Origin of the sequence: Litoreibacter albidus, from assembly GCF_900107015.1 — a bacterium.
Lineage (GTDB): Bacteria > Pseudomonadota > Alphaproteobacteria > Rhodobacterales > Rhodobacteraceae > Litoreibacter > Litoreibacter albidus.
This window is the reverse complement of the sequence record NZ_FNOI01000003.1, coordinates 1-25,745: the sequence shown is the minus strand read 5'-3', so window position 1 is coordinate 25,745 and position 25,745 is coordinate 1. Positions and strand designations below refer to the sequence as shown.

At 60.0% G+C, this 25,745-nt stretch carries 25 protein-coding genes and 1 tRNA gene; 15 read left to right on the top strand and 11 right to left on the bottom strand.

The genetic code is table 11. The features are described from left to right. Positions 1-96 precede the first annotated feature (96 nt). Positions 97-1,056 carry a lipoyl synthase gene (lipA, locus tag BLW66_RS08585; protein WP_089946740.1) on the top strand — a complete coding sequence of 320 codons (960 nt, stop codon included), beginning with the start codon at positions 97-99 and terminating at the stop codon, positions 1,054-1,056. On the opposite strand, the gene BLW66_RS08580 is transcribed toward lipA, so the two are convergent. From BLW66_RS08580 to hpt, 4 genes are all read right to left on the bottom strand, one after another. After that, positions 1,053-1,961: a cytochrome c gene (locus BLW66_RS08580; RefSeq protein WP_089946739.1), complete on the bottom strand. Its 909-nt coding sequence runs from the start codon at positions 1,959-1,961 to the stop codon at positions 1,053-1,055. The genes lipA and BLW66_RS08580 overlap by 4 nt on opposite strands. 3 nt (positions 1,962-1,964) lie before the next feature. Beyond that, complete coding sequence (locus tag BLW66_RS08575) at positions 1,965-2,429, bottom strand: cytochrome c (protein WP_089946738.1); 465 nt, start codon at positions 2,427-2,429, stop codon at positions 1,965-1,967. A gap of 107 nt (positions 2,430-2,536) precedes the next feature. Further along, complete coding sequence (locus BLW66_RS17755) at positions 2,537-2,716, bottom strand: hypothetical protein (RefSeq protein WP_139254551.1); 180 nt, start codon at positions 2,714-2,716, stop codon at positions 2,537-2,539. Continuing rightward, positions 2,713-3,249 (bottom strand): hypoxanthine phosphoribosyltransferase, encoded by a 537-nt coding sequence (gene hpt / locus BLW66_RS08570; protein WP_089946737.1) that lies wholly within the window; start codon positions 3,247-3,249, stop codon positions 2,713-2,715. The genes BLW66_RS17755 and hpt overlap by 4 nt, the downstream gene beginning before the upstream one ends. Before the next feature lie 77 nt (positions 3,250-3,326). On the opposite strand from hpt, the gene BLW66_RS08565 reads away from it, so the two are divergent. Together BLW66_RS08565 and BLW66_RS08560 are read left to right on the top strand one after the other, a co-directional pair. Next, positions 3,327-3,782 carry a type II toxin-antitoxin system RatA family toxin gene (locus tag BLW66_RS08565; RefSeq protein ID WP_089946736.1) on the top strand — a complete coding sequence of 152 codons (456 nt, stop codon included), beginning with the start codon at positions 3,327-3,329 and terminating at the stop codon, positions 3,780-3,782. A 114-nt stretch (positions 3,783-3,896) separates the two neighbouring features. After that, positions 3,897-4,736: a glycosyltransferase gene (locus tag BLW66_RS08560; RefSeq protein WP_089946735.1), complete on the top strand. Its 840-nt coding sequence runs from the start codon at positions 3,897-3,899 to the stop codon at positions 4,734-4,736. Here the strand turns inward: BLW66_RS08560 and mnmA are convergent. Beyond that, positions 4,733-5,881 (bottom strand): tRNA 2-thiouridine(34) synthase MnmA, encoded by a 1,149-nt coding sequence (gene mnmA, locus BLW66_RS08555; RefSeq protein ID WP_089946734.1) that lies wholly within the window; start codon positions 5,879-5,881, stop codon positions 4,733-4,735. The two genes, BLW66_RS08560 and mnmA, sit on opposite strands and share 4 nt — an antisense overlap. Positions 5,882-6,010: 129 nt before the next feature. Here mnmA and sciP point away from each other — a divergent pair, with 129 nt between their 5' ends. From sciP to BLW66_RS18200, 5 genes are all read left to right on the top strand, one after another. Beyond that, the gene (gene sciP, locus BLW66_RS08550) at positions 6,011-6,313 is read left to right on the top strand and encodes a CtrA inhibitor SciP (protein ID WP_089946733.1); all 303 of its coding nucleotides are present in this window, start codon (positions 6,011-6,013) and stop codon (positions 6,311-6,313) included. A 72-nt stretch (positions 6,314-6,385) separates the two neighbouring features. Beyond that, positions 6,386-7,108 carry a response regulator transcription factor CtrA gene (ctrA, locus tag BLW66_RS08545; protein ID WP_089946732.1) on the top strand — a complete coding sequence of 241 codons (723 nt, stop codon included), beginning with the start codon at positions 6,386-6,388 and terminating at the stop codon, positions 7,106-7,108. A 172-nt stretch (positions 7,109-7,280) separates the two neighbouring features. Further along, entirely contained in the window at positions 7,281-9,422 is a 2,142-nt protein-coding gene (ligA, locus tag BLW66_RS08540) for an NAD-dependent DNA ligase LigA (protein WP_244508600.1), read from the top strand. A 6-nt stretch (positions 9,423-9,428) separates the two neighbouring features. Further along, positions 9,429-11,519 (top strand): ATP-dependent DNA helicase RecG, encoded by a 2,091-nt coding sequence (recG, locus tag BLW66_RS08535; RefSeq protein ID WP_089946731.1) that lies wholly within the window; start codon positions 9,429-9,431, stop codon positions 11,517-11,519. Between the two features lie 121 nt (positions 11,520-11,640). Next, positions 11,641-11,763: a hypothetical protein gene (locus tag BLW66_RS18200; protein WP_280140674.1), complete on the top strand. Its 123-nt coding sequence runs from the start codon at positions 11,641-11,643 to the stop codon at positions 11,761-11,763. A gap of 166 nt (positions 11,764-11,929) precedes the next feature. On the opposite strand, the gene BLW66_RS08530 is transcribed toward BLW66_RS18200, so the two are convergent. After that, the gene (locus tag BLW66_RS08530) at positions 11,930-12,382 is read right to left on the bottom strand and encodes an iron-sulfur cluster assembly scaffold protein (RefSeq protein ID WP_089946730.1); all 453 of its coding nucleotides are present in this window, start codon (positions 12,380-12,382) and stop codon (positions 11,930-11,932) included. An 81-nt stretch (positions 12,383-12,463) separates the two neighbouring features. On the opposite strand from BLW66_RS08530, the gene hisI reads away from it, so the two are divergent. After that, positions 12,464-12,826, top strand: a complete 363-nt coding sequence (gene hisI, locus BLW66_RS08525) for a phosphoribosyl-AMP cyclohydrolase (protein WP_170833439.1) — start codon at positions 12,464-12,466, stop codon at positions 12,824-12,826. Here hisI and gluQRS read toward each other — a convergent pair. From gluQRS to BLW66_RS08500, 5 genes are all read right to left on the bottom strand, one after another. Next, positions 12,823-13,701 carry a tRNA glutamyl-Q(34) synthetase GluQRS gene (gene gluQRS, locus BLW66_RS08520; protein ID WP_089946728.1) on the bottom strand — a complete coding sequence of 293 codons (879 nt, stop codon included), beginning with the start codon at positions 13,699-13,701 and terminating at the stop codon, positions 12,823-12,825. The two genes, hisI and gluQRS, sit on opposite strands and share 4 nt — an antisense overlap. Positions 13,702-13,746: 45 nt before the next feature. Continuing rightward, positions 13,747-15,105, bottom strand: a complete 1,359-nt coding sequence (gene trmFO, locus BLW66_RS08515) for a methylenetetrahydrofolate--tRNA-(uracil(54)-C(5))-methyltransferase (FADH(2)-oxidizing) TrmFO (RefSeq protein ID WP_089947073.1) — start codon at positions 15,103-15,105, stop codon at positions 13,747-13,749. A gap of 87 nt (positions 15,106-15,192) precedes the next feature. After that, on the bottom strand, positions 15,193-17,949 hold the full coding sequence (gene gyrA / locus BLW66_RS08510; RefSeq protein ID WP_170833438.1) for a DNA gyrase subunit A: 2,757 nt from the start codon (positions 17,947-17,949) through the stop codon (positions 15,193-15,195). Between the two features lie 132 nt (positions 17,950-18,081). After that, positions 18,082-18,540, bottom strand: coding sequence for a disulfide bond formation protein B (locus tag BLW66_RS08505; RefSeq protein WP_089946727.1), 459 nt, complete (start codon positions 18,538-18,540; stop codon positions 18,082-18,084). 2 nt (positions 18,541-18,542) lie between these two features. Then, positions 18,543-19,118, bottom strand: a complete 576-nt coding sequence (locus tag BLW66_RS08500; protein WP_089946726.1) for a YqaA family protein — start codon at positions 19,116-19,118, stop codon at positions 18,543-18,545. A 117-nt stretch (positions 19,119-19,235) separates the two neighbouring features. On the opposite strand from BLW66_RS08500, the gene ypfJ reads away from it, so the two are divergent. The 6 genes from ypfJ to BLW66_RS18195 all read left to right on the top strand — a co-directional run. Further along, positions 19,236-20,102 (top strand): KPN_02809 family neutral zinc metallopeptidase, encoded by an 867-nt coding sequence (gene ypfJ, locus BLW66_RS08495; protein WP_089946725.1) that lies wholly within the window; start codon positions 19,236-19,238, stop codon positions 20,100-20,102. 63 nt (positions 20,103-20,165) lie between these two features. After that, the gene (locus BLW66_RS08490) at positions 20,166-20,750 is read left to right on the top strand and encodes a TRAP transporter small permease (RefSeq protein ID WP_089946724.1); all 585 of its coding nucleotides are present in this window, start codon (positions 20,166-20,168) and stop codon (positions 20,748-20,750) included. After that, complete coding sequence (locus BLW66_RS08485; RefSeq protein WP_089946723.1) at positions 20,747-22,099, top strand: TRAP transporter large permease; 1,353 nt, start codon at positions 20,747-20,749, stop codon at positions 22,097-22,099. Before BLW66_RS08490 ends, BLW66_RS08485 begins: the two co-directional genes overlap by 4 nt. 136 nt (positions 22,100-22,235) lie before the next feature. Continuing rightward, positions 22,236-22,319: transfer RNA gene (locus tag BLW66_RS08480), tRNA-Leu, on the top strand. 876 nt (positions 22,320-23,195) lie between these two features. Then, positions 23,196-23,354 carry a hypothetical protein gene (locus tag BLW66_RS17905; protein WP_170833437.1) on the top strand — a complete coding sequence of 53 codons (159 nt, stop codon included), beginning with the start codon at positions 23,196-23,198 and terminating at the stop codon, positions 23,352-23,354. After that, positions 23,354-25,745: cadherin-like domain-containing protein (locus tag BLW66_RS18195; RefSeq protein WP_139254550.1), on the top strand; the 2,392-nt coding region annotated here is incomplete at its 3' end. The genes BLW66_RS17905 and BLW66_RS18195, both read left to right, overlap by 1 nt.

The window sequence follows — 25,745 nt, the reverse complement described above, 5'->3', positions numbered from 1 at the left end:
TTGCGGTGGTCGTGGTTGCACCTGCGACATGGGATCGTTTAGTGTTAAACCAAGTTTTGGCGGACACGCTAAGCCATCCCAACAGGAGCCTAAATCATGGCCACCCGCGACCTGAAGATACCGAGCCAGCGCCACCCCGAAAAGGCGAAGCGACCGGACAACGCCCAGCCGCGCAAGCCGGCATGGATCAGGGTGAAAGCGCCCGTTGGGGAAGGTTACAAAGAAACGCATAAAATCATGCGTGAACATAAGCTTACGACGGTTTGTGAAGAGGCCGGATGCCCCAACGTCGGGGAGTGTTGGAACCAAGGCCACGCCACGATGATGATCATGGGCGAGGTCTGCACGCGGGCGTGTACGTTCTGCAACATCGCCACCGGCAAGCCGCCAGAGGCTCTGGACGTGTTCGAGCCGGGCCGTGTTGCGGATGCGGTCAAGAAACTGGGGCTGAATCACGTTGTGATCACATCCGTCGACCGCGACGACATCGAGGACGGCGGGGCGGAGCATTTCGCCCAGACCATCCGTGCAGTGCGCCGCCAGTCACCAGGGACCACGATTGAAATTCTGACGCCAGACTTTATTCGCTGCGATCCCAGTGTGTTGGAAGTCGTTGTTAAGGCGAAACCCGACGTCTTCAACCACAATCTGGAAACTGTTCCGGGTCTGTATCCCGAGGTGCGGCCGGGTGCGCGGTATTTCCATTCGCTGCGTTTGTTGCAGCGGGTGAAAGAGTTGGACCCGACGATGTTCACCAAATCCGGAATCATGGTGGGGCTTGGCGAGGATCGCCAGTCCGTGATGCAGGTGATGGAAGACATGCGCGCGGCGGACATCGATTTCTTAACGATCGGGCAATATTTGCAGCCGACGCCGAAGCACCACCGCGTAGACCGCTTCGTGACGCCGGAAGAATTCGCGGCCTATGAGAAGGCGGCGTATGGCAAGGGGTTCTTGATGGTCTCCTCCACGCCGCTCACGCGGTCCAGCTACCATGCGGGCGACGATTTCGCGAAGCTGCGTGACGCGCGGTTGGCGAAGCTCGGTCGGGCTTAGGGATCAGACGGCTGGTCCGCCACGGCGGGGATGGCCTTTAGGTAGTCTACGATGGCCATGCGGTCTTCCTCGCTGAGGCGTGCCAGATTCTGCACGACGGACGCCATATGCCCGCCCGCACTGTCATAGTCGGGCGTGAGGCCGGTGGTGAAATACGCCATCAGATCAATGTCGGACCAGTCCAGCCCCGCAGGGGTGATGTTGGGGATGCGCCCTTTGCCGTTCGGGTTTGGCGCGCCCGCCAGCCAGCGGTCGCTGTTCAGGCCGCCCAAAGCGTTTCGTTCGGTGTGGCATTCGGTGCAATGGGCCAATGCCTCCGTCAGATAGGCCCCGCGCTGTAGAACCGGATCATCTGCGGTCACCGCAGGGCCGGTAGGCGCGCCGAAGAGCAGTTTCCAGCCCCCCAGACTGCGGCGGAGGTTGAAGGGGAACCCCACGTCGTGCGCCTTCGACGGGGTCGCATCCAAGGGCAGAGTTTGCATGAAGGCGTAGAGCGCTGCGATATCGGCGGGCGTTGCTTTTGCGTAGGCGGTGTAGGGGAAGGCGGGGTAGTAATGTGCGCCGTCGGGGCTGACGCCCGCTTGCACGGCGTTCGCGAACTCCAGCAGCGTCCAGCCGCCGATGCCTTGCTCTGACGGGCTGATATTGGGGGCGTAGAACGTACCAAAGTCGCTTGCGAAGGCCTGCCCGCCCGCGAGCAAGGGGGCGTCGCCTTCCTCCGCGTCGGGGGCCACATGGCAAGACGCACATCCGGCGGCCCAGAACACCTGCTCCCCTTGGATGTGGTCGGCGGGGGCCGTCACCAATGCGGTTTCAGTTGCGTGCGACAGCGGAGTGGGGGCCGTTAGCCACCACGCGGCACCGGCGCCCAGAAGGGCGACGGCGGCGAGGGATCGCTTAAGCATGGCTTATTTGGGTTCGCGGTAGACTTTATGGCAGGCACCGCAAGCGCCGCCGACACCGCCCATGGCGGACTGTAATCCGGCGAGGTCAGTGCCTGCCACCGCAGCGAGTGCCGTGGCGGCTGTGGCCAGATCATCGGATTTCGCGTCGAAATCGGCGCGGTCTTCCCAGATTTTCGGCAAGGCGCGGGAGCCATCAGCCGTCATCGCGTCGGAGCCTTCGGGCCAGAGCAGCGACTGATCGGTGCTGGCAAAGGCGGCGAGGTTGGCAGAGGCCAATGCAGCCAGCTCCGCGTTGTAGTCTGTTTTGCCTTTCGCCATATCACCTAGGACACCCAAGTTGATCGCGTAGTTTGCCATCAACCCGTGACGGGCCTGAATTTCTGGCGGCAGCTTGCTGTGGTCGGTGTCTGCGACGGCAAATCCTGCGGTGGCAAAGGTGAGGGCGGCGGCAATGGCGGGTTTTAACATAATGGCTCCTGTAAACGAGTTGGCTGACTTAACCTTACGTCAGTCCAGCTTGCCGTACAGAACGCCACACGTCCAATGCCGAAATTGTGAACGTAGCGAAAACTCGCTTAGAAACGCGGGACGCGGGGGGCGCGCTCCATTTTTGCCCATTCCGGCCAGCCCACATAGTGCTCGATAAGGGCGATGGCTATGCACAGGGCTATGAGCCCGACAAACAGCTTCACGCGGCGCTCCGACGGGGGGCGGCGCACCCACATCGACGCCCTGAGGAGCCAGCGGTAGTTCACGTAAAGCGGACCTTGCCGATATAGGGCAGGTTGCGGTTGCGTTGCGCGTAGTCGATGCCGTAACCGACGACAAATTCGTCGGGGATCTCGAAGCCTGTCCAAGTCGCCTTGATGTCGACCTCGCGGCGGGTGGGCTTATCCAGCAGGGCAATCGTCTCGATCCGCGCAGGGGAGCGGCTTTTGAGCAGGTGCATGACGTGCGACAGGGTGAAGCCCGTGTCGACGATGTCTTCCACCACGAGCACATCACGGCCGCCAATTTCGCCGCGCAAATCCTTCAGAATGCGGACCTCACGAGAGCTTTCCATGCCGTCGCCGTAGCTGGAGGCTTCGAGGAAGTCGACCTCTACAGGCAGGTCCAACTCGCGCACCAGATCGGCGATGAACACGAAGGAGCCGCGCAACAGACCCACGACGACCAGCTTGTCGGTATCGCCGAAGCGGCCCTGTATTTCGCGGGCAAGGGTTTCAATGCGGGCGGCGATAGACTTCGCCGAGATCAACTCGTCGATGACATAGGGCGGATGAGACATGTTATCCCCTTGAAATTTTTGTCCGGCTGGGGGACACCCCCCAGCAACTGATCGAGCAAGCAAAGCCCCTGACGCCTATGCCAAGCCACCGCGAAAAACGCAAGCTGCCCTATAGCGCTGACCAGATGTATTCTCTGGTCGCGGATGTGGCTGAATACCCAGAGTTTTTGCCGTGGTGTTCCGCCGCGCGCATCCGGTCGCGCACCCAAGAGGGCGCGGCAGAGGTGGTGCTGGCCGATCTGGTGATCAGCTTCAAAGTGTTCCGCGAACGATTTGGCAGCAAGGTGACGTTGTGGGCTGACGATATGAAGATCGACACCGAATATCTGGACGGCCCGTTCAAGTTCCTCAAAAGCACATGGGACTTCCGCGACGTTGAGGAGGGTGGCTGCGAGGTCGAGTTCTTCGTCGATTTCGAGTTTAAAAACCGTATCTTGCAAGGCGCTGCTGGGCTGTTCTTCAACGAGGCGATGCAGCGTATTGTGCGTGCGTTCGAGGGCCGCGCCGACACACTTTATGGTGCAAGTCGGTAACACAACTGGCCTGACCTTTGGTCAACCTGTTGATCTGAAAACAGGCACCCGACATCCTTCCGCTCATTAAAAGTGGGGCGAAAAGCCCCCGTGTAGTTAACGAGTGGTGACATAATGGAAGTGTTTTTCCAGATGCGGTTTTCCTATTGTGGAAAGCCTGGCGGATTGGTGCGTCGACGCGGTACAGCCGCGCGCGGGCTGACCGAGGCGGAAGTTTTAAGACAATTTGAGGTGTTGGAGCGTTTGACGTTGCCGTCCTTGCGCGATCAGGATGATCCGTCGTTCCGGCTGATTTTGCTGACCAGCGCGCGTATGCCGCAGGCGGGCAAGGACCACTTAATGTGGTTATTAAACCATTACCTGCCCGGACGCTCCCACGTCGAATATGCCCGCCCGATGATCCCGGGCCGCGTGTTTCGCCGCTATATGCAGGGGATTGGCCACGGGGAGGCACCCGTGGTGCAAACTCAAGTGTTGGAGGGTGACGCCTTCGGGCGGCGCTTCGTGCAAAAGCTGCGCGAACACGCGATTGAAAGCTGGGCCGCGACGCCAGAGAGCGGCGGCACCTTCATGTCGTTCAAGCGCGGCTTGAACCTGCGGCTGGAGCGTAGAAAACCCGTGGGGCTGGAGGTGATCACAGCGCCTGTGACGCCGTTCGGGCTGAGCTTGGTCGCGCGCCCGTCGGGGCGCTACAATCCCGCGTTGATAAATCCGGACGGCTTGGGCGTGAAGCTGCCGCATGTGTCGATCCGGACGCGGTCCTTGCATTGCATGAGGGCAGTGGGTGCGGATGACGTGGCAGACCTGCCGCCCGTGGAGGCGCGCATACTTGCGGAGGCACAGCAGGAATTCAGCGTCCTGCGTGCGGTGCACGCCATCCCCACGACCGAAGACCAGCGCCTCAAGGCGCCAGTCGATGTCAGCCACGTCGGGCGACTGCGTCGCAGCGCCTAGTAGCCGCGCCAGATCCAGCCGCCGCCGAAGATGCGGCTGGAGCCTTCGTCGTAGAACACGCAAGCCTGACCGGGGGAGACCCCTTCCTCCGGCGTGAGCAATTCGACCTCGGCCTCCGTGGCGGAGATCGGCCGGATGATCGCGGACGCAGGTGGACGGGTGGAGCGCACTTTCACGCCCACATGCCATTCGGCCTGACTGTCGAAGGGCGCGTCCCCAAGCCAGTTAATTTCACGCACCGGAATTTTGCGCGTGGCCAGCGCCTCTTTCGGGCCGACGACGACGTGCTTTTTGTCCACGTCGAGACTGACGACATAAAGCGGGGTTTCCAGCCCGCCGATGCCCAAGCCGCGGCGTTGGCCGATGGTGTAGTGGATCACGCCATTGTGGCGTCCCAGCACGGTGCCGTCCATATCGACCACATCGCCCGGCTCCCCCGCGCCGGGGCGCAGCTTTTCGATGACTGAGGCGTAGTCGCCATTGGGGACGAAACAGATGTCCTGACTGTCGGGCTTGTCCGCCACAGACAGCCCGTATTTCGCCGCCAGCGCACGGGTTTCCGCCTTGGAGGCGAGGTGGCCCAAGGGAAAGCGCAGGTATTCAAGCTGCTGCGGTGTGGTCGAGAACAGGAAATAGCTTTGGTCACGGTTGGCGTCGGCGGCGGAATGCAGCTCCGCGCCATTGTCGCCCGTTTTGCGCTGGATATAGTGCCCCGTGGCCATGCAATCCGCGTCCAGATCTTTGGCGGTTTCCAACAGGTCTTTGAATTTCACGCGCTCATTGCAACGGATGCAGGGCACGGGCGTTGCGCCGCCAAGGTAGCTGTCGGCGAATTCGTCAATGACCGCGTCTTTGAACACGTTTTCATAATCGAGCACGTAATGCGGAAAGCCCATGTCTTCGGCCACACGCCGCGCGTCGTGGATGTCGCGGCCGGCGCAGCACGCTCCTTTTTTGGCCAGCGCTGCCCCATGGTCATAAAGCTGCAAGGTGACGCCGACGACGTCGTAGCCTTCCTCGGCCAACTGCGCCGCAACCACAGAGCTGTCCACGCCTCCGGACATCGCGACAACGACGCGAGTCTCAGCGGGGGGCTTGGCAAAGCCAAGCGAATTCAGACGTCCAGGTGTCCAGTCCAATGCCATAGCGGCCTCCATCGGGGAATACGCAGAAATATAGGAAAATCTTAGCCAGTCACAAGACCATGCTTCACGTCCCCTTAAGGCATGCGTGCGTAACTTGGGAGGGAGATTAGGCCACGGGACGAATTTGTGATGTATCTGAAACGAGAAACCGGACCGCGCACGGTCACTTTGCCGGATGGCACCACGATGAGTCGCGCTGATCTGCCGGATAAAACAACCCGCCGGTGGGTGGCGAGGCGGAAAGCCTTGGTGGTGCACGGCGTTGAGTCAGGGCTGATTTCCGCGCGGGAGGCTTGCGAGATGTACGGCCTCTCGGAGGAGGAATTGACCGCATGGCGATCCGCCCTCGCGCATCATGGGGCGTCCGCATTACGGGCGACATCGTTGCAAAGCTACCGGAATAATAACGATTTGGACGAGACGCAGGGTTAACGGTAACTTCAAATTAACCTTTTGCATTTTAATGTTAACATACTTGAGGGGACGTATACCGGAGAACAAATAATGCGAGTGCTTCTCGTCGAAGACGATCCGACTACCGCCAAGTCCATCTCTATGATGCTGACCCACGCAAACCTGAATGTCTATTCCACCGATCTGGGGGAGGAAGGCATCGATTTGGCTAAGTTGTATGACTACGACTTAATCCTGCTAGACCTAAATTTACCCGATATGACGGGCCATGAGGTGCTGCGCCAGTTGCGGCAAGCCCGTATTGAGACGCCGATTTTGATTCTGTCTGGCGCCGACGACACGGACAGCAAGCTGAAAGGATTCGGGTTCGGCGCGGACGATTACTTAACCAAGCCATTCCACCGCGAAGAATTGGTTGCGCGTATTCACGCTATTATCCGCCGCTCCAAAGGGCATTCGCAGTCGATTATCCAAACGGGGCAGATTGCCGTGAACCTTGACGCGAAAACCGTGGATGTGAACGGCGCCCCCGTGCATTTGACGGGCAAAGAGTACCAGATGCTGGAACTGTTGAGCCTGCGTAAAGGCACGACCCTGACGAAAGAGATGTTCTTGAACCACCTTTACGGCGGGATGGACGAGCCGGAATTGAAGATCATCGACGTATTCATCTGCAAGCTGCGCAAGAAACTGGCGACTGCCACTGGCGGCGGAAGCAACATTGAGACGGTGTGGGGGCGGGGCTATGTTCTGCGCGATCCACAACCGATGACGCAGACGGAAGACCTGAAGCAGCTGGCTGTGAGCGGCTAAAGCACGGCGATAAGTGTGACGATGGAAAAGGCGTGCCCCGAGAAACGGGCGCGCCTTTTCATTTGGCCCGCACCACAGGAAAACGCCGGAAAGGCCACGACTTGGGGCTGGACGACTGGACGGCTTCGCCTTCTCGCCATATCAAGAACAGCGCGAGAAGTGAGGGCGATCCGTGGAACAAGCACCCAATGTGGAACAGATAGAGCCGAACGATCTGACAGAGGATCAAGCCAGCAGCGAGCTCGCGCGTTTGGCGGACGCATTGGCCCGCGCGAATGCGGATTACCACGGCAGGGACCAGCCCAAGATCAGCGACGCGGATTATGACGCGCTCAAGCGGCGCAACCTCGCGATTGAGCAAAGGTTTCCGGCGTTAAAACGCGACGATAGCCCCACCGAACAAATCGGCGGGCCGCTTGCGGAAGGGTTCTCGAAGATCCGGCATGAGGTGCGGATGCTGTCCTTGGGCAATGCCTTCGACGACAGCGATGTGACCGAATTTGACGCGCGTATTCGCAAATACCTCGGCCTTAGTGACACCGACGCGCTGAGCTACACAGCTGAGCCGAAGATCGACGGGCTGTCGCTATCGTTGCGTTATGAGGCGGGGCGGCTTGTCTCTGCGGCGACGCGTGGCGACGGCGGAGTTGGTGAGAATGTGACCGCCAACGCGAAAATGATCGCCAACATCCCGCAGCAGATATCCGGCGCGCCCGACGTGTTGGAGGTGCGCGGTGAGGTATACATGAGCCACGCGGATTTCGCGGCGCTGAACAAAGCGCAAGAGGCCGCCGGCGCGAAAGTCTTCGCCAACCCGCGAAACGCGGCCGCCGGATCGCTGCGCCAGTTGGATGCAAACGTCACCAAGGCGCGGCCTTTGGCCTTTTTCGCCTACGCGTGGGGGGCGGTGTCGGAACCGTTGGCCGACACACAAATGAAGGCCATCACGCGGTTGTCGGAGATGGGGTTTCAGACCAACCCGCTGACGCGCCTGTGCAAAGGCCCCGCTGAATTGGTGGCGCATTATGCGGATATTGAAGTCGCGCGGCCCGACTTGGGCTATGACATCGACGGGGTGGTCTACAAGGTAAACGATCTGGATTTGCAGCGCCGTCTTGGCTTCAGGTCGACGACACCGAGATGGGCAATCGCCCATAAATTCGCGGCAGAATTGGCGTGGACCCGTCTGGAGGCGATTGAGATACAGGTGGGGCGCACGGGGGCTTTGTCGCCCGTCGCGCGACTGCTTCCGGTGACGGTTGGGGGCGTGGTTGTCTCCAACGCGACGCTGCATAACGAGGATTACATCAAGGGTATCGACAGCAAGGGCGGGGAAATTCGCGGCGGCAAAGATATCCGCGAAGGCGATTTGGTGCAGGTCTACCGCGCGGGCGATGTGATCCCGAAAGTGGCGGATGTTGACCTGTCGCAACGGGCAGCGGACGCGGTGCCGTATGTGTTTCCCGATCTGTGCCCCGAATGTGGATCCGCCGCGATCCGCGAAGAAGGCGACGCGGTGCGGCGCTGCACGGGCGGGGTGATTTGCCCCGCGCAAGCCGTTGAGAAATTGAAGCATTTCGTCAGCCGTGGGGCGTTTGATATTGACGGTCTTGGCGCAAAGCAGGTGGAGGCATTCTACCACGACGATCAGTTGAGCGTGCGCGAACCGGCTGATATTTTCACGCTGCGCCAACGCGATGCCAAGGCGATGACCAAGCTGAAAAACCGCGACGGATGGGGTGATACCTCGGTCGGGAACCTGTTTGATGCGATTGATGAGCGGCGTAAGATACCGCTCAACCGGGTGATCTTCGCACTTGGCATCCGTCACGTCGGGGAGAGTGCGGCGAACCTTTTTGCCCGTCATTTCACGAATTGGGACGACTTCGAGCAAGCCGTGCGCGATGCCGCGCCGCAGTCCGGCCCCGCGTGGGATGATCTGCTGTCGATCGACGGGGTTGGCGCGGTGATGGCGGCGTCGCTGACGCAGGCCTTTGCACAAGAGGCAGAATACGCCTCAATCAAGCGGTTGGTCGACGAATTGGAGGTGCAACCGGTGGCGCGGCCCGCCACAGCGGACAGCCCCGTGGCTGGGCAAACCGTCGTGTTCACCGGCACGTTGGAGAAGATGAGCCGTGCGGAGGCAAAGGCGCGCGCCGAAGGGCTAGGGGCGAAAGTGTCCGGCAGCGTTTCGGCCAAAACCGACCTTCTGGTCGCGGGGCCGGGGGCGGGGTCCAAGGCCACGAAAGCGGCGTCCCTTGGGATCAAAGTGATTGATGAGGACGATTGGCTCGCCCTTATCGGGGACGCGTAGATCGCCGTGGCGGGGCGTCCTGAAATATTGTTTCCGCTGTTCAGCGCCCTTACGGAGTTGGACGGCGTCGGCCCGAAGATTGCCAAGAATTTTGAGCACTTGGCAATTGAGAAACCGCGTGATTTGATCTTCACCTTGCCATTGTCCGGCGTGGACCGTGCGGTCAAATCATCGGTACAAGACGCCGTTTTGCCCGGTGTGGTGACGGTTGAGGTCGAGATTGGCATGCATGTTCCGCCGCGCTCGCGGGGGCGTCCGTACCATGTGCATGTGCGCGACGAGAAGCTGGAATTCCGCTTGGTGTTCTTTCATGCGCATGGCGATTATCTGCAAAAGCAGTTGCCGACGGGGCAGCGACGCTTGGTGTCAGGCAAGGTCGAAATGTTCGACGGGGTGGCGCAAATGGTGCATCCCGATCATATGCTGCCTGTGGACCGCGCAGATGAAATCCCCGCGTTTGAACCTGTCTATCCACTGACCCACGGGGTCACGCAGCGGGTTTTCCACAAGGCGGCGCAGTCTGCGTTGCCGCGCATACCGGAGTTGGCGGAGTGGATTGATCCGGGGCAGAAGGCGAAAACCGGCTGGCCGGATTGGGCGGACGCCATTCGCGCCGCGCATAGGCCAACGGCGTTGGCCGATATCACCGCGACCCATCCCGTGCGGCAGCGCTTGGCTTACGACGAGTTTTTTGCGCATCAACTGACACTTGGGCTGGCGCGCGCAACCGTTCGCGCCAAACCCGGCGTGTCCAGCACGGCCACTGGGGCGTATCAATCGAAGGTTTTGGCGGCCTTGCCCTACAGCCCGACGGGCGCGCAGACCCGAGCAGTGGCGGAAATCGCGGCGGATATGGCGGCGCCGATCCGGATGAACCGGTTGCTGCAAGGCGACGTGGGGGCGGGCAAAACGCTGGTCGCCTTCATGGCATTGCTCGCGGCGGTGGAGGCCGGCGGGCAGGGCGTCATGATGGCCCCGACCGAGATTTTGGCGCGTCAGCATCATGAGAGTCTGGTCCCATTGGCGGCCGACGCTGGCGTCGTATTGGAGCTTCTGACCGGACGCGATAAAGGGACGGAGCGTGCGGCGAAGCTGGCGGCGCTGGCGGATGGGCGCATCCATGTTTTAGTGGGCACGCATGCAGTGTTCCAAAAAGATGTGGAGTTCCATGATCTTAGGCTTGCGGTGGTGGATGAGCAGCACCGCTTCGGGGTGAACCAACGCTCCGAGTTGGGGGCGAAGGGCCGCGCCGTTGACGTGCTGGTGATGACGGCTACACCGATCCCGCGCTCCTTGGCGTTGGCGCAATATGGCGACATGGATGTGTCGGTGTTGGACGAAAAACCACCAGGGCGCAAACCGATCACCACGGCGTCGGTGTCCACCGCGCGCCTTGACGAAGTCGTCTCCAAGCTGCGCGGCGTGATTGCTGAGGGCCGGCAGGCTTACTGGGTTTGCCCGTTGGTCGAGGAGAGCGAGCTGAGCGACAAAACCGCGGCAGAAGACCGGTTCAAAAGGTTGCGCGCCGCGTTGGGGGAAGATGTGGTCGGCCTTGTCCACGGGCAAATGCCACCCGCTGAGAAAGACGCGGCGATGGCCAAGTTCGTGGCGGGGGAGACCTCGGTGCTGGTCGCCACCACGGTGATCGAGGTGGGGGTGAACGTGCCCAACGCGACGGTGATGGTGATCGAGCGGGCGGAAACCTTTGGCCTTGCACAGTTACACCAATTGCGCGGGAGGGTCGGGCGCGGGGACGCGGCCTCCACCTGCTTGCTGCTGTTTCAAGACCCGTTAACCGAGACCGCCAAACGTCGTCTGCGCATCATGCGCGAGACGGAGGACGGGTTCCGGATATCGGAGGAAGACTTGGCCATTCGCGGGGCAGGGGATCTGATTGGCACCGCGCAAAGTGGTATGCCGCGTTTTCGCATCGCGGATATGGAAACCCAAACCGCACTGATGGAAGTCGCCCAAAGCGACGCCCGCAAACTTCTGGTGGATGATCCGTCGCTGACATCGCCGCGTGGAGAGGCGGCGCGTGTTCTTTTGTGGTTGATGGAACAAGACAAATCGATCCGTTTAATATCAATTGGTTAGCAGCTTTTCCCGCAGGCCCCTTACATTTTGTTCGCAAATGTTCTTAAAAAGTTCTTTACAGAACATGGTTAAAATGAGAACAAAGGCGCAACAGAAGCGTTTAAGAGCAGGGAGAGTTCACATGATCAAAGATTTTCGCGAGGTCCTTACCCGGTCCCCTAAAGCCTTGATGCACGATGCGGCCGGAATCGCATCCATCGGCGTGATGATGACGGTCGCCCTCTACCTTCCAACGCTATTCTAGGAGTTAACTGCCTGCTGTCTTTCGTCCAGCCTCGACCGGTTTTCTGTCCCGTTACCCGTCGGGGGATACGCAATGTCCCCAACTATGCCGACTGCCTCGGTGCGTATCACGACTGATGAGACTAGCTGACTGGCCGCTGCGTCCCGCCCGGACGTAGCGGCTTTTTTTATGCGCAGTTGGCGTTGCGTGCCTGTTCCATCGCCTCGACGGTTGCATCAAGGGCGAGCATGATTGACGCGTGGCGGTTCTTGAATTCTTTTGCGGGCAACAGCACCTTCAGGTCATCGAATGGCGCGTCAGGGGCAGGGCCGTCGGATTTCAGCATGGCCTTCAGCTGGCTTTGCGCGGCGCGGACTTCGGTTTCCGTGCGCCCCAAAATTGCGCCGCCCACAACGGAGGCCGCCGCTTGACCCAAGGCGCAGGCCTTCACGTCTTGCCCGAAGGCCGCGATGCGGTCGCCGTCCATGTCCAGATCCACGGTGACAGTCGAGCCGCACAACGGGGAGCGGCGTTTGACCGAAGCTTGTGGCGCATCAAGGCGGTCGGTCAGCGGAATATCCGCTGCCAGTGCCAGTATCTGCCCCGAGTAGAGCTTGATCAGATCGGTATTCTCAGACATTGACGCGCTCCTATCGGGCCTTTTCAACAAGGTCAGAACCATAGATAAGCCCTAGTGCGACGTTTGCAAAAGGTAAATCCCATGACCCGCTTCGATCCTGAAACACTGACCTATAACGACCAAGGGCTGCTGCCAGTGATCGCCCAAGACCACGCCAGCGGGGAGGTGCTGATGTTGGCATGGATGAACGCCGATGCAGTAGCACAAACGCTTGAGACGCGGAAAGTGACCTATTGGTCGCGGTCACGTCAGGCGTTTTGGATCAAGGGCGAGTCGTCCGGCCACACGCAGACGTTGATTGATCTGCGCGTGGATTGTGACCGCGACTGCCTGCTGGCGGTGGTGGAACAGGTCGGTCCGGCGTGTCACACCAATCGGCGCAGCTGCCTTTATACGTCCGTTGAGGACGGCACAGAACGCGAGTTGATGAAGCCCGAAAGCTAAAGCCCGACCATCGCGCGAATGTCTTCAGGGCGCAGGCCGTCATCGCGGTATTTGGCGATGGCGCGCGCGTCGTCGCGTTTGGCCAGACGCTTGCCCTCCGCGTCGCGGATCAAATCATGATGATGATAGGTGGGGACCGGAAGGCCTAGAACACGTTGTAGAACCACGTGAATCTTGCTCGCCTCGAACAAATCGCGGCCGCGCACCACATGGGTGATGCCCTGCGCTGCGTCGTCTAGCACGACCGACAGATGATACGATGTGCCCATATCGCGCCTGCACAGCACGACGTCGCCTATTGTGGTTAACAGATCTTCTTCGGTGAAGCGGATATGGCCCGTCTGGCCGTCGGGGCCTTGCCCAGTCTCAAGAAAAGCGAGAGCCTCCGGTTGGCTGAGCATGGTCGCAGCGCGCGCCATGTCTAGCCGAAGCGCGGCGTTTCCGGGGAAGGGCACGGCCCCGTCTTGCGAATGTCTGTGGCGGCAGGTGCCGGGATAGACGATCCCGTCCGGCCCCATAATAGGGGCACCGCCTTCTTGCGGGGCAGAGGCGGCCTCTTGGATATCGCGTCGATTGCAGGTGCAGTGAAACAGCAGCCCGAGCGCCCAAAGTTTGCGTAATGCCGCGTTGTAGAATTGCAAACGGTCCGATTGGCGCATGACGGGCTGGGGCCACGTGAGGCCAAGCCATGCCAAGTCGTCGTAAATCTGTGCCTCCCAGTGCGGGCGTGCGCGGCTTTGGTCGATGTCCTCAATCCGCAGCAGGAATTTGCCGCGATGTGCCTCGGCCATGTCCCGCGCCAGAAGCGCGGAATAGGCGTGCCCAAGGTGCAGCGGGCCCGTCGGGGACGGAGCAAATCGGGTGCGGTACGTCATGTGTTTGCGACCAGTTCGAGTATGCCGCCCACGGTGGCAAATTCCCTAGGCGTCGTGCAGCCGTGCATCATCAAGCCAGTCGGTCCAAGCCTGTTTCGCGCGGTCGGTGTACATCTTGTAGCGGGTGGCGCGGTTGCGGCGGCCCGTTTTGGCGTCCACTACTGGCGGGAATAACCCGAAGTTGATGTTCATCGGTTGGAAGGTTTTTGCCTCCGCGCCGCCGGTGATATGCGTCACCAAAGCGCCCATTGCGGTATCTGGTGACGGAACATCCAGCGTGTGGCCCAGCATTTCGGCCGCCGCGTAGCGCCCCGCCAAAAGGCCCATGGCGGCGGATTCCACGTATCCCTCAACGCCGGTGATTTGCCCTGCGAAGCGCAAATGTGGCTTCGATTTCAGACGCATCTGCCCGTCCAGCAATGTGGGGGAGTTGATAAATGTGTTGCGGTGGATGCCACCAAGTCTGGCGAACTCGGCCTCCTCCAGTCCAGGGATCATGCGTAAAACTTCCTTTTGCGCGCCGTATTTCATTTTGGTCTGGAAGCCGACGATGTTGAACAAAGTGCCCAAGGCGTTGTCGCGGCGCAGTTGCACGATGGCGTGGGCCTTAATGTCCGGCTGGTGCGGGTTGGTCAGGCCAACGGGCTTCATCGGGCCATAGCGCAAGGTTTCGCGGCCGCGATCCGCCATCACCTCAATCGGGAGGCAGCCGTCGAAATAGCCTGCGGTTTCACCTTCTTTGAATTCGGTCTTCTCGGCTGCCAAAAGCGCGTCGATGAAGGCCTCGTAGGTGTCTTTGTCCATCGGACAGTTGAGGTAGGCAGTGCGGTCCTCCTCCGTCTCGCCCTTGTCGTAGCGCGATTGGAACCACGCTTTGTCCATGTTGATGGTGTCGAAATAGATGATCGGCGCGATGGCGTCGAAGAAGGCCAGCGCGTCCTGTCCGGTCTCGGCGGCGATAGCGCTTGCCAAGCCGGGCGAGGTCAACGGCCCCGTGGCTATGATCCAGTTGCCGCTGGTGGGCAGCTCCTCGATCGGTTCGTAAGACACCGAGATATTCGGATGAGCCATGATCTTGGCAGTGACGGATTGCGCGAAGGGGTCGCGGTCCACGGCCAAGGCGCTGCCTGCGGGCAGGGCGTGTTTGTCGGCCATTTCCATGATGATGCCGCCCGCTTGTCGCATCTCCCAATGGAGGAGGCCCACGGCGTTCTGCTCACTGTCGTCGGAGCGGAAGGAGTTGGAGCACACCATTTCCGCCAGATCGCCCGTGCGGTGGGCGAAGGTTTCGACCTTCGGGCGCATTTCGTGGATGACCACTTTGACGCCCATGTTTGCGGCCTGCCAAGCGGCTTCAGAGCCTGCCATGCCGCCACCGATGATATTGAGGATGCTATCTGTCATGGGGCGGATGTAGCGCAGCGCGGGGGCAAGTACAAAGCAAAATGGCCGCCCTGTTGGGACGGCCATTCTAAACGTATCGGAAGGGGCTTAGCTTTCGTCGGTAACGACGTCGGTTGTCGCCTCCGCGTCACTGTCTTCTTCCCCTTGGTCGGCGATGTAGGCCACTGATACGACCTCTTCACCCTTGCCGGTGTTGAAGACCTTAACCCCACCCGCAGAGCGCGACCGGAAGGAGATGCCTTCGACAGGGCAGCGGATGGACTGGCCTTTGGATGTGGCCAGCATGATCTGGTCACTGGTCTCCACTGGGAAGGAGGCGATGATTTCGCCGCCGCGCATGGTTTTATCCATTGCCGTAACGCCCATGCCGCCGCGCCCGCGCACCGGATAATCATGCGAGGAGCTGAGCTTGCCTGCGCCGCCTTTGGTGATGGTGAGGATCAGATCCTCGAACGCGAACATCTCGTCATAGCGGTCCTGGCTGATATCGCCTGCGATAGCCTCTTCATCCTCTGCGTCAGCATCGTCCGCTAAGCCCATGACAGCGCGACGCATTTTAAGATATGCGGCGCGCTCTGCTGGATCAGCCTCGAAGTGGCGGATGATCGACATGGAGACGACGCGCTGGTTGTCCTGCAAACGGATACCGCGCACACCGGTGGAGCTGCGAGAGGAGAAGACGCGCACGTCGGTGGTCGGGAAGCGAATGCCGCGACCTGCGTTGGTGATGAGCATGACGTCATCGTTCTCATCGCAGATGCGGGCATTTACCAGTTCCACACCCTCCGGCAGTTTCATAGCGATCTTGCCGTTGCGCATAACGTTGGTGAAGTCCGACAGCGCGTTGCGGCGCACGTCGCCAGCGGTTGTGGCGAACATGATTTGCAGATCGCCCCATTCCTTCTCGTCGCGGTCCACAGGCATGATCGCCGCGATGGACACGCCAGTCGGGATTGGCAGGATGTTGACGATTGCCTTGCCTTTGGCGGTGCGGCCGCCTTGGGGCAGGCGCCATGTCTTCAGCTTGTAGGCCATGCCGTCGGTGGTGAAGAACAACAGCTGTGTGTGCGTATTGGCGACGAACAGCTGGGTGACGACATCGTCGTCCTTGGTGGACATGCCAGACAGGCCCTTGCCGCCGCGACGTTGCGCGCGGAATTCGGCAAGCGGCGTGCGTTTGATCCAGCCGGACTGGGTGATCGTGACGACCATGTCCTCTTTCTCGATCAGGTCTTCGTCTTCCATGTCGCCGGACCAGTCGACGATCTCCGTGCGACGTGGGACGGCAAACTGTTCTTTTACCTCGGTCAGCTCATCCGCGATGATGCCCATAATCCGCTCACGAGAGCGCAGGATGGCGAGGTATTCGGTGATCTTCTTGGCAAGTTCTTCCAGTTCGTCCGTAACCTCTTTCACGCCGATTTGTGTCAGGCGTTGCAGGCGCAGTTCCAGAATGGCACGGGCTTGGGTTTCGGACAGGTGGTAGGTGCCATCGTCGTTGACCGTGTGGGTCGGGTCGTCGATCAGCTTGATATATTGCGCGATGTCGGCGGCTGGCCACGCGCGGGTCATCAAGCGGCTGCGCGCTTCGGCAGCGTCGGTGGAGGATCGGATGGTCGCAACGATTTCGTCGATGTTGGTGACGGCCACGGCCAAGCCACACAAGATGTGGCTGCGTTCGCGGGCTTTGCGCAGCTCGAATGCGGTGCGGCGGGCCACCACTTCTTCGCGGAAGGCGATGAAGTTGGTCAGGAACGTGCGCAGGGTCAGCTGCTCCGGCTTGCCGCCGTTCAGCGCCAGCATGTTACAGGCAAAGCTGGTTTGCATGGGCGTGAAGCGGAACAATTGGTTCAGCACCACCTCTGCGGTGGCGTCGCGTTTCAACTCCACCACGACGCGGACGCCGACGCGGTCGGATTCGTCTTGGACGTGGCTGATGCCTTCGATCTTTTTGTCGCGTGCGGTTTCCGCTATCCGCTCGATCATCGTGGCCTTGTTCACCTGATACGGGATTTCGGTGATGATGATGGCAAAGCGGTCTTTGCGGATTTCTTCCACGTGGGTTTTGGAGCGCACGATGACCGAGCCGCGCCCCTCTGTATAAGCCTTGATCGCGCCGGAACGGCCAAGGATGATGCCGCCTGTCGGGAAATCGGGGGCGGGGACGTATTCCATCAACTGGTGCTCGTCCAGGTCTGGGCTTTCGATCAGCGCCAGCGTCGCGTCGATGACCTCGCCCAAGTTGTGGGGCGGGATGTTCGTGGCCATACCCACCGCGATACCGCCAGCGCCGTTGACCAGCATGTTGGGGAAGCGGGCGGGCAGAACGGAGGGTTCACGGTCCTTGCCATCGTAGTTGTCTTGGAAGTCGACTGTGTCTTTTTCGATATCCGCCAGCAGGGAACCTGCGGGCTTGTCCATGCGCACTTCTGTATAGCGCATCGCGGCGGGGTTATCGCCGTCCATGGAGCCGAAGTTGCCCTGACCATCAAGCAAAGGCAGCGACATGGAGAAATCCTGCGCCATACGCACCAACGCGTCATAGATCGCGCTGTCGCCGTGCGGGTGGTATTTACCCATGACGTCGCCGACGGGACGGGCAGATTTTTTGTACGACTTGTCGTGCGTGTTGCCGGTCTCATACATCGCATAAAGGATGCGGCGGTGCACCGGCTTCAGGCCGTCGCGCAGGTCGGGAATCGCCCGCGAGATAATCACACTCATCGCGTATTCGAGGAAGGAGGTCTTCATCTCGTCGGCAATGTTGATCTGCGGCCCGTCATGATGCATGCGGAACGGTGTGTTTTCGTCTTCGTTTTCAGGGGTTTCCGGCGTGTCGCTCACGGTGGGTCCGATCTCGATTTGGGTGCGCCTCAGGGCGTCTATATCTAGTTGGCGGCACTATAGACCAACCTAGGTTTAGGGTGCAATGGGGGCGGCGAGATTGACCGATTTAGCCGCCAATGGTCGCGTATTCTACGCGCTGCGCCGTGCGGCGGCGATCCACAGCCCTGCAAGAAACAGCGAGATAATCGCGTTCCAACCCGCCATAGAGATGCCTGCCAGCGCCCACGGGATTTCGTCGCAACGCACCATCGGGGCGGTCATGATTTGCTCCAGCAGCTGTTCCGGCGTCAGGTTGCTGATGTCGCCGGATGTGCAGCTTGTCGGGCCTTCCCACCATTTTTGCTCAACGCCTGCGTGAAATACACCGATCAGCCCTGTCGTGGCGGCGGCCAATGCGCCCAGCAGCGCCAGTGCACGACTGGGAAGCATAAGAAAGAGCGCACCAATCAAGAAGGCGGCGGCATGGGGCCAGCGCTGCCAAAGGCACATCTCGCAGGGAGCATAGCCAAGCAGTTGAAAGATAAACGCTCCCGCCAGCAGAAGGGCGGAGCCGCCAGCGGCGGTGATGACGATCTGGGTGCGTGACATACTTATAGGAACCTCACCAAGGCGAAACCTGCCAATAGGACGACGATAAATGCGGTGAACACCAGACCCAAGCGCTTTTCGATGAAGTTGCGGATCGGGTCGCCGAATTTCCACAAAAGGCCTGCAACGATAAAGAAGCGCGCGCCACGCGCGATGATGGACGTTACGATAAAGGTGCCAAGCGGCATGCCCGTCCAGCCCGACATGATGGTGATAACCTTGTAGGGAAAGGGCGTCATACCCGCGATCAGCACCGGCCAGAAGCCCATATCGTTAAAGCGGGAGTTGAACTCAAGTGCGGCGTCGCCTTTGCCAAGCGCCTCTAGGATGGGCCGTCCGATCTGCTCGAACGCGAGGGCGCCGATGGCGTAGCCCATCAAGCCGCCAATGACAGAGGCCGCCATAGCCACGCCAGCAATCAAAAACGCCTTGCTTGGGCGGGCGATGATCATCGGGATCATCAACAGGTCCGGCGGTATCGGAAAAAAGGAGCTTTCGGTGAATGCGACAATGACCAATGCCCACATAGCGTAGGGATGGTCCGCGAGGGACAGGGTCCAGTTATATAGCCGCTTCATGTTAATCCTGCTTCACCCGTATCGCGCCCGCTTATATCTGCCAGCTGCCATTGGGTCGTTTGCCTTCGGTGCATCATGGCCTTACTAACGCTGCAAGTCCAGTATGAGGAGCGCGAAATGCGTTGGAAAGGTCGGCGCAGCAGCCGCAACATAGAAGATAGGCGTATGCAGACCGGCCGACGCCGTGGTGGCAAGGCGGGCGGCATTGGCGGCGTCGGGTTGATCGCGGTCTTGGTGATTGGCTATTTCTTGGGTATCGACGTGACCCCGTTGCTGCAATCTGCGGGCGGCGGCGGAGGGCAGGTGGTGTCCACAGGTGGCCAGATCACCCAAGCCGACCAAGAGGCGGGCGCGTTCGTCTCCGTGGTGCTGGCCGACACAGAAGAAGTCTGGGACGAAATTTTCCAAGAACAGGTCGGGCGGCAGTATACCCCCGCGACGCTGGTGTTGTTCAAAGGCGCCACGCAAAGCCCCTGCGGCGGCGCATCCGGTGCATCGGGGCCGTTTTACTGCCCCGCGGACCGCAAGGCCTATCTGGATACCGAGTTTTTCACAACGCTGTCGCGCCGCCTTGGCGCGTCGGGTGATTTCGCGGCGGCCTATGTCGTTGCTCATGAGATCGCGCACCATGTCCAGAACGAGCTGGGCATTCTGGGGCAGGCCCACCGTATACGCCAGCAGGTAAGCCAAACGGAAAGCAACGCCATCTCTGTGCGGACCGAGTTGCAAGCCGATTGTCTGTCCGGCGTGTGGGCGCGGTACGCGCAGGCGCGGTTCAATTCCCTGGAAAGCGGCGACTTAGAGGAAGCGATCAACGCGGCCAAGCAGATCGGCGACGACACGTTGCAGCGCAACGCGGGCAAGCGCCCCAATCCGCACAGCTTCACCCATGGCACATCCGCGCAGCGCCAACGGTGGTTCGCAACCGGTTATGAGAACGCGACCATTCAAAGCTGCGACACGTTCTCCACAGACCGTCTTTAGTTTCGGTTAACGATTTATCAGTTCCCGCCTTCGGCATGACCAAAGGCGCGCGCAGGAGGGCCGATGGCTCTGGCAAGACACTTTGAGGCCCGCACCGAGCAGACGTTAAATGCTCTGTGCCGCCTATGCGCCTATGCGGGGGGGCTGGTGCTGGTGAGCGCGGCGTTAATCACCGTGGCCTCCGTGACTGGGCGCGCGTTTTTGTTTGCGGGACTTGGCCCTGTGCGCGGGGATTTCGAACTTGTGGAGATGAGCTGCGCCATCGCGATCTTCGCGTTCATGCCGTGGTGTCAGTTGAATCGCGGCCATGTGACCGTTGATGTGCTGTCCAACCGATTGCCGCCGCGCGCGCAGGCCGTGCTGGGCGCATTGGGTGATCTGGCCATTGCCGTTGTGTCTGGATTAATCCTGTGGCGGCTCTATCTGGGGTTCGCGGAGAAATTCCCCTACGGCTCTGACAGTTTTCGCAGCGCCTTCGCGATGGGGTCAAAGCCCTATTACCCCGAAACAACCTATGAGCTTGAGATGCCCGTGTGGATACCCTACGGCCTCTCCACCTTGGGGGCGGTGCTCTTCTTCGTGGTGAGCGTCTTTACGGTGTGGCGGGCGGTCAACTGGGTCATTGTCGGCGAAGAGGGTGAGCTGTGAGCGGGCTGGAGTTGGCGCTGTCCGGCTTCGGGCTGATGTTGCTGGGAATATTCCTGCGCATTCCAATCGGGGCCGCGATGTTCGCGTCGGGCTTTATCGGGACGTGGATCGTTCTGGGGCGGCCTACGGCGACGCTGAGCCAGATGAAAACCCTGACGTATGACACGTTCTCCAGCTACTCCCTGACGATTGTGCCGCTATTCTTGCTGATGGGGCAGTTCGCCACAAAGTCCGGCATGAGCGGGGCGTTGTTTAACGCGGCGTCGGACTGGTTGGGCCACCGCAAGGGCGGTGTGGCGATGGCGGCCGTGGGCGCTTGCGCGGGGTTCGGGGCGGTCTGTGGCTCCTCTCTCGCGACGGCGAGCACGATGGGACAGGTGGCCCTGCCGGAAATGCGCAAGCGCGGCTACTCTGACGCACTCAGCACGGGGGTGCTGGCGGCGGGGGGTACGTTGGGCATTTTGATTCCGCCATCTATTATCTTGGTGATTTACGCGATCCTGACCGAACAGAACCTAGTGAAAATGTTCATTGCGGCGCTGGTCCCGGGATTGCTCGCGGCATTTGGCTACATGGTGACCGTGGCGATCTATGTTCGCATCCGCCCTGACGCTGGACCGGTGGCGGCACGCAAGCCCCTTAGGGCGCGCATGAAGACGTTAGCGAAGGTGTGGCCGGTTGTGGCTATCTTCACCTTGGTTATGGGCGGCATTGCGGCGGATTGGAACTGGCTCAAACCCGGTGCGCAGGCTTTGTTCACTCCGACGGAAGGCGCCGCTGTGGGGGCGATTGCCACGGGCCTATACGGCGTGGCCACACGCAGTTTGGGGTGGGGGGCGTTCAAGGCGTCGATCCTGGAGACGGCGCAAGCCTCCGCCATGATCTTCTTTATTATCTTTGGCGCACAGGTGTTTAACGCGTTCTTGGCCTTCACCCAAGCTCCGCAGGCACTTGCCGATTGGGTGTCGCTGCAGGGCTACGCCCCCATGACGGTGCTGCTGGCGATGTTGCTGTGCTATCTGGTGTTTGGATGCGTGATGGACAGCCTGTCGATGATCCTGCTGACCATCCCGATATTCTTCCCGATCATCGAGACGCTGGATTTCGGCCTCACGTCAGAGCAAACGGCGATCTGGTTCGGCATATTGGCGTTGATCGTTGTGGAGGTCGGCTTGATCACGCCGCCCGTCGGAATGAACCTCTTCATCATCAACCAAGTCGGCGGCGACATCCCGATCACGCAAACCTACCGCGGTGTATTGCCGTTTGTGGCGTCAGATTTGGTGCGGGTGGTGGTGTTATTGATGTTCCCAAGCATCTCGCTCTGGCTAGTTGGGGTCATGTTTTAGGGGCGATTGCCGCCTTTTGAAAAATTCCCGGTGAAAACCGCGCGATAATGCGTTCCACGAATTGACGCGCCCGATTGCTTTGGCTACACCGCACGCACCTCTGGTGGCGACTACCGCGCCACCGAACGAGACAGGGGCCCGAGTGGTGGAATGGTAGACACGACAGATTCAAAATCTGTTGCCGCGAGGCGTGTCGGTTCGAGTCCGACCTCGGGTACCACGTCTCTCTGACCTTTACCGGCAGAGAGACCTGATCAACCTTCAATATTAGTCGAGAAGATCGCCGTCTGCTGGGTTCGGTTTGCCGGATATGGACCCGTTTATGTCTGAATGTTGGCGCAAATTTGCACTTAGAAACAATGCTCCCAATGTTGGCGTTATTGTTTCGGTTTTTAAGGTTAATGCGCCGGTTAATCTGCGCGTGCCGTTACGGAATGTCGCAGCTGCCCGAATCGAAAACGGGACTATTGAGTACCAATTCGGGACAATATTCGGGCACGAGCCGCATTGTTCGGTCGTTTCGGGCGGGGAAAGAATGGCGGCGAAACACCCTTACGCAACGGGAGGTAAGGGATTCCATACCCTTGTTGGGGCTGGCTGAGGACGTGCACACTTGGCAGAAATTCTTAACTCGAATTTTATTTAACCAATTGAATATAAATAAAATTGTTGAATTTTTTTGTCGCAAAAAGGCGGCCATCGGTGGGGTTTTGCGTTCAGTTTTCATGTTGGGAAACAATCCCGAAGGCCCTTCGTACCGAGACCGGAATATGACGAATTTGGGGCACCGCACGCAGATTAAGCTTTTGGGTCGCCGTGCGAGGCGGTATCAAAAACCACACCCATCTGGGGGGTGAAGACATAGGCCACGGGGGCGGCCACACGATAACGCATTCCTGCCGGATGCGAGGGACGTCGTGTGACTGCTTGCGTGCATCGTCCGTTGAGACGACTGGGTGCGTAAATTTCGTCACCGACTTTCGGGCTGCATAGCCCGACCATCCCCTTGTTTGGCACCGCGTTCTGGTGTGGCCGCTGTTTTTGGCGTCTTCACTCAACACTGGTGGAACTAACTGCATTGGCCTGGGGATTATTCATGGCAGAAGCGATTTTACTGATGGTTTTGATGATGGCGTTCAGCGCCCTCTATGCCGTTGGGTTGGTTTCACGCGTGTACGCTAAAGAGTTTAATTTTGTAGCGGGGGTCGGCTGTGTATCGACCGATGCCCGCGACGTCGTAGGAGACAAAGTGTAATGCCTAACGTTTTACTCACATTCGAAGACCTGCAAGCTGGTGATATCGTTAACGGTCAATATGCATCCGACGGGGTGACCATCAGCTCCGGCAGCTCGTCTAACCCTCCTATGGTATTCGATACCGACAATCCGACTGGCGGCGATTGGGACCTTGGTACCAGTAACCTCGGCAACGTGCTGATCTTGTCGGAAGACCGTGACAGCAACGATCCAGACGATAACGCAGGTGGCGGCAAGCTCATCTTCACCTTCGACGAGCCGTCCGAAGTGGTAAACTTCCGTGCGCTTGACGTGGAGGAGGGCGGCACCGTCCGTCTTTACAACGAAGCCGGTCAGTTGATCAAAACCGTGCAAATCTCCAACACGGGCAACAACGGCCAGACCACGGTCAACATCAACGCAGAGGGCGTTGCGCGCATGGAAGTGGAGCTATGTGGCTCCGGCGCGATCGACAACATTTGCTATGTCACACCAGAAGCCGCCGATGACCGCGACGGCATCGTTGAAGGCAGCGCGGGCAATGACATCATCGACGCTGGCTACGACGGCGACCCTGACGGCGACTTCATTGACGCGAACGACGAGATCATCGCAGGCGAAGGCCCGAACGATGACATCGTGGACGCTTTCGGCGGTGACGACACAATTTCTGCGGGCGAAGGCAATGACGACGTCTACGCCGGCTCCGGCGATGACACCGTTGACGGTGGCGCAGGCGATGACATCATCTACGGCGACAGCAACTACGGTGGCCAAACCGGCGGCACAACAGTACGCGAAAGCTTGAACTGGGACGAAGCCCCGAACTTCGGCCAGCACCACAACACCAACGGCTTCACGCAAGACACCGGCAACGTCGATGTCACCTTCTCAATCCTTTACGAGAACGGCAACGCCGACACGAAGTTTGAAACAAACGACCAGCTGGTCAGCGGCATCGACAGCGGCTCGGAAACCATCGAGAACAACAGCTCGCTTTACTCCGTCACCAATGGCGACAGCGGTCGTGCGAATTACGAGTTGGCCTTCTCCGATCCGGTCGAGAACGTTCAGTTCCGCATCAATGACATCGACGGCGACGGCGCTGTGCGCGTGCAGGCCTTCGACGCGAACAACAACCCTATCACTATCGAGCTCGACGCGGGCCGCTGCCTGACACTTTACAACACCGACGGCGTTCCAGGTGCGGATGCTGTGCGCTCCGACGGGGGCTATTCCTCCGACACCTCGCCGCATTACTCGGTTCTGGTAACCATTCCAGGCCCTGTGAGCCGGATTGAGATCCTGCACGACCAGATCGGTAACGAAAACTCCGGCATCAATGTCACGGATGTGTTCTTTGACGTGGACACTGTTGTCGAAGACAACGGCCCAGACGGCAACGACACGCTGCGCGGCGGTGCTGGCAACGACACCATCTACGGCGAGGGCGGCAATGACCGTCTGGAAGGCGGCGCGGGGAACGATACCCTCACGGGCGGTGACGGCATCGACACCATTCTTGGTGGCGCGGGGCGCGACACCATCATCGGTGGCAACGACGGCGATACCGTCGACGGCGGCACCACAGGCGACGATTATGACGTCTTGGACCTGACGGGCGAAGGCCTCTTCCGCGTGGTAAACGAAACGCTTGACGCCGACGGCGACAGCACCTCCGGCACGGTCGAATTCCTTGACACTGACGGCAATGTCACCGGCTCGCTAGAGTTCACCGAGATCGAGCAAATTCTGGGCGACCGCGTAAATCAAGGCCCCGACGCCAATGATGACACGGCCAACGTCGATGAGGACGACAGCGTCACCATCAATGTCTTGGGCAATGATACCGATCCTGAAAATGATGATCTGACCGTGATTGACGCAACTTCGCCAAACGGTGAAGTCGTGATCAACGCTGACGGCACAGTGACCTTCACGCCAGACGCCGATTTCAACGGTGAGACAACAATCACCTACACAATCGAAGATGAGGCCGGAAACACGGATACCGCAACAGTTGTGGTGACTGTTGAGGCTGTGAACGACGATCCGGTGGCGAACGATGATGCGGCGTCCACGAATGAGGACGAGGCGGTCACCATCGACGTGCTCGGCAACGACACTGATGTGGACGGCGATGACCTGACGGTCACCGACGCGACCAGCCCGAACGGCGATGTTGTGATCAACGCCGACGGCACGATCACCTTCACGCCTGCGCCTGACTTCAACGGCGACGCGACCATCACCTACACCGTCTCCGACGGCAACGGCGGCACCGACACGGCGACCGTGACGGTTGCGGTTGGCGCGGTCAACGACGGCCCCGACGCGATTGATGACACGGCCACCACCGACGAGGACACCCCCGTCGAGATCGCTGTGCTGGGCAATGACACCGATCCGG

Excerpts from the sequence above, each read along its gene's own strand:
- mnmA (WP_089946734.1), bottom strand. The coding sequence starts at position 5,881 with ATGGCATTGGACTGGACACCTGGACGTCTGAATTCGCTTGGCTTTGCC.
- BLW66_RS08490 (WP_089946724.1), top strand. The coding sequence starts at position 20,166 with ATGGCTCTGGCAAGACACTTTGAGGCCCGCACCGAGCAGACGTTAAAT.
- lipA (WP_089946740.1), top strand. The coding sequence starts at position 97 with ATGGCCACCCGCGACCTGAAGATACCGAGCCAGCGCCACCCCGAAAAG.
- BLW66_RS18200 (WP_280140674.1), top strand. The coding sequence starts at position 11,641 with ATGATCAAAGATTTTCGCGAGGTCCTTACCCGGTCCCCTAAAGCCTTG.
- hpt (WP_089946737.1), bottom strand. The coding sequence starts at position 3,249 with ATGTCTCATCCGCCCTATGTCATCGACGAGTTGATCTCGGCGAAGTCT.
- BLW66_RS08530 (WP_089946730.1), bottom strand. The coding sequence starts at position 12,382 with ATGTCTGAGAATACCGATCTGATCAAGCTCTACTCGGGGCAGATACTG.
- gluQRS (WP_089946728.1), bottom strand. The coding sequence starts at position 13,701 with ATGACGTACCGCACCCGATTTGCTCCGTCCCCGACGGGCCCGCTGCAC.
- ypfJ (WP_089946725.1), top strand. The coding sequence starts at position 19,236 with ATGCGTTGGAAAGGTCGGCGCAGCAGCCGCAACATAGAAGATAGGCGT.
- trmFO (WP_089947073.1), bottom strand. The coding sequence starts at position 15,105 with ATGACAGATAGCATCCTCAATATCATCGGTGGCGGCATGGCAGGCTCT.
- hisI (WP_170833439.1), top strand. The coding sequence starts at position 12,464 with ATGACCCGCTTCGATCCTGAAACACTGACCTATAACGACCAAGGGCTG.
- BLW66_RS17905 (WP_170833437.1), top strand. The coding sequence starts at position 23,196 with ATGGCAGAAGCGATTTTACTGATGGTTTTGATGATGGCGTTCAGCGCC.
- BLW66_RS08560 (WP_089946735.1), top strand. The coding sequence starts at position 3,897 with ATGGAAGTGTTTTTCCAGATGCGGTTTTCCTATTGTGGAAAGCCTGGC.
- BLW66_RS08500 (WP_089946726.1), bottom strand. The coding sequence starts at position 19,118 with ATGAAGCGGCTATATAACTGGACCCTGTCCCTCGCGGACCATCCCTAC.
- BLW66_RS08565 (WP_089946736.1), top strand. The coding sequence starts at position 3,327 with ATGCCAAGCCACCGCGAAAAACGCAAGCTGCCCTATAGCGCTGACCAG.
- sciP (WP_089946733.1), top strand. The coding sequence starts at position 6,011 with ATGTATCTGAAACGAGAAACCGGACCGCGCACGGTCACTTTGCCGGAT.
- ctrA (WP_089946732.1), top strand. The coding sequence starts at position 6,386 with ATGCGAGTGCTTCTCGTCGAAGACGATCCGACTACCGCCAAGTCCATC.
- BLW66_RS08580 (WP_089946739.1), bottom strand. The coding sequence starts at position 1,961 with ATGCTTAAGCGATCCCTCGCCGCCGTCGCCCTTCTGGGCGCCGGTGCC.
- BLW66_RS08575 (WP_089946738.1), bottom strand. The coding sequence starts at position 2,429 with ATGTTAAAACCCGCCATTGCCGCCGCCCTCACCTTTGCCACCGCAGGA.
- BLW66_RS08505 (WP_089946727.1), bottom strand. The coding sequence starts at position 18,540 with ATGTCACGCACCCAGATCGTCATCACCGCCGCTGGCGGCTCCGCCCTT.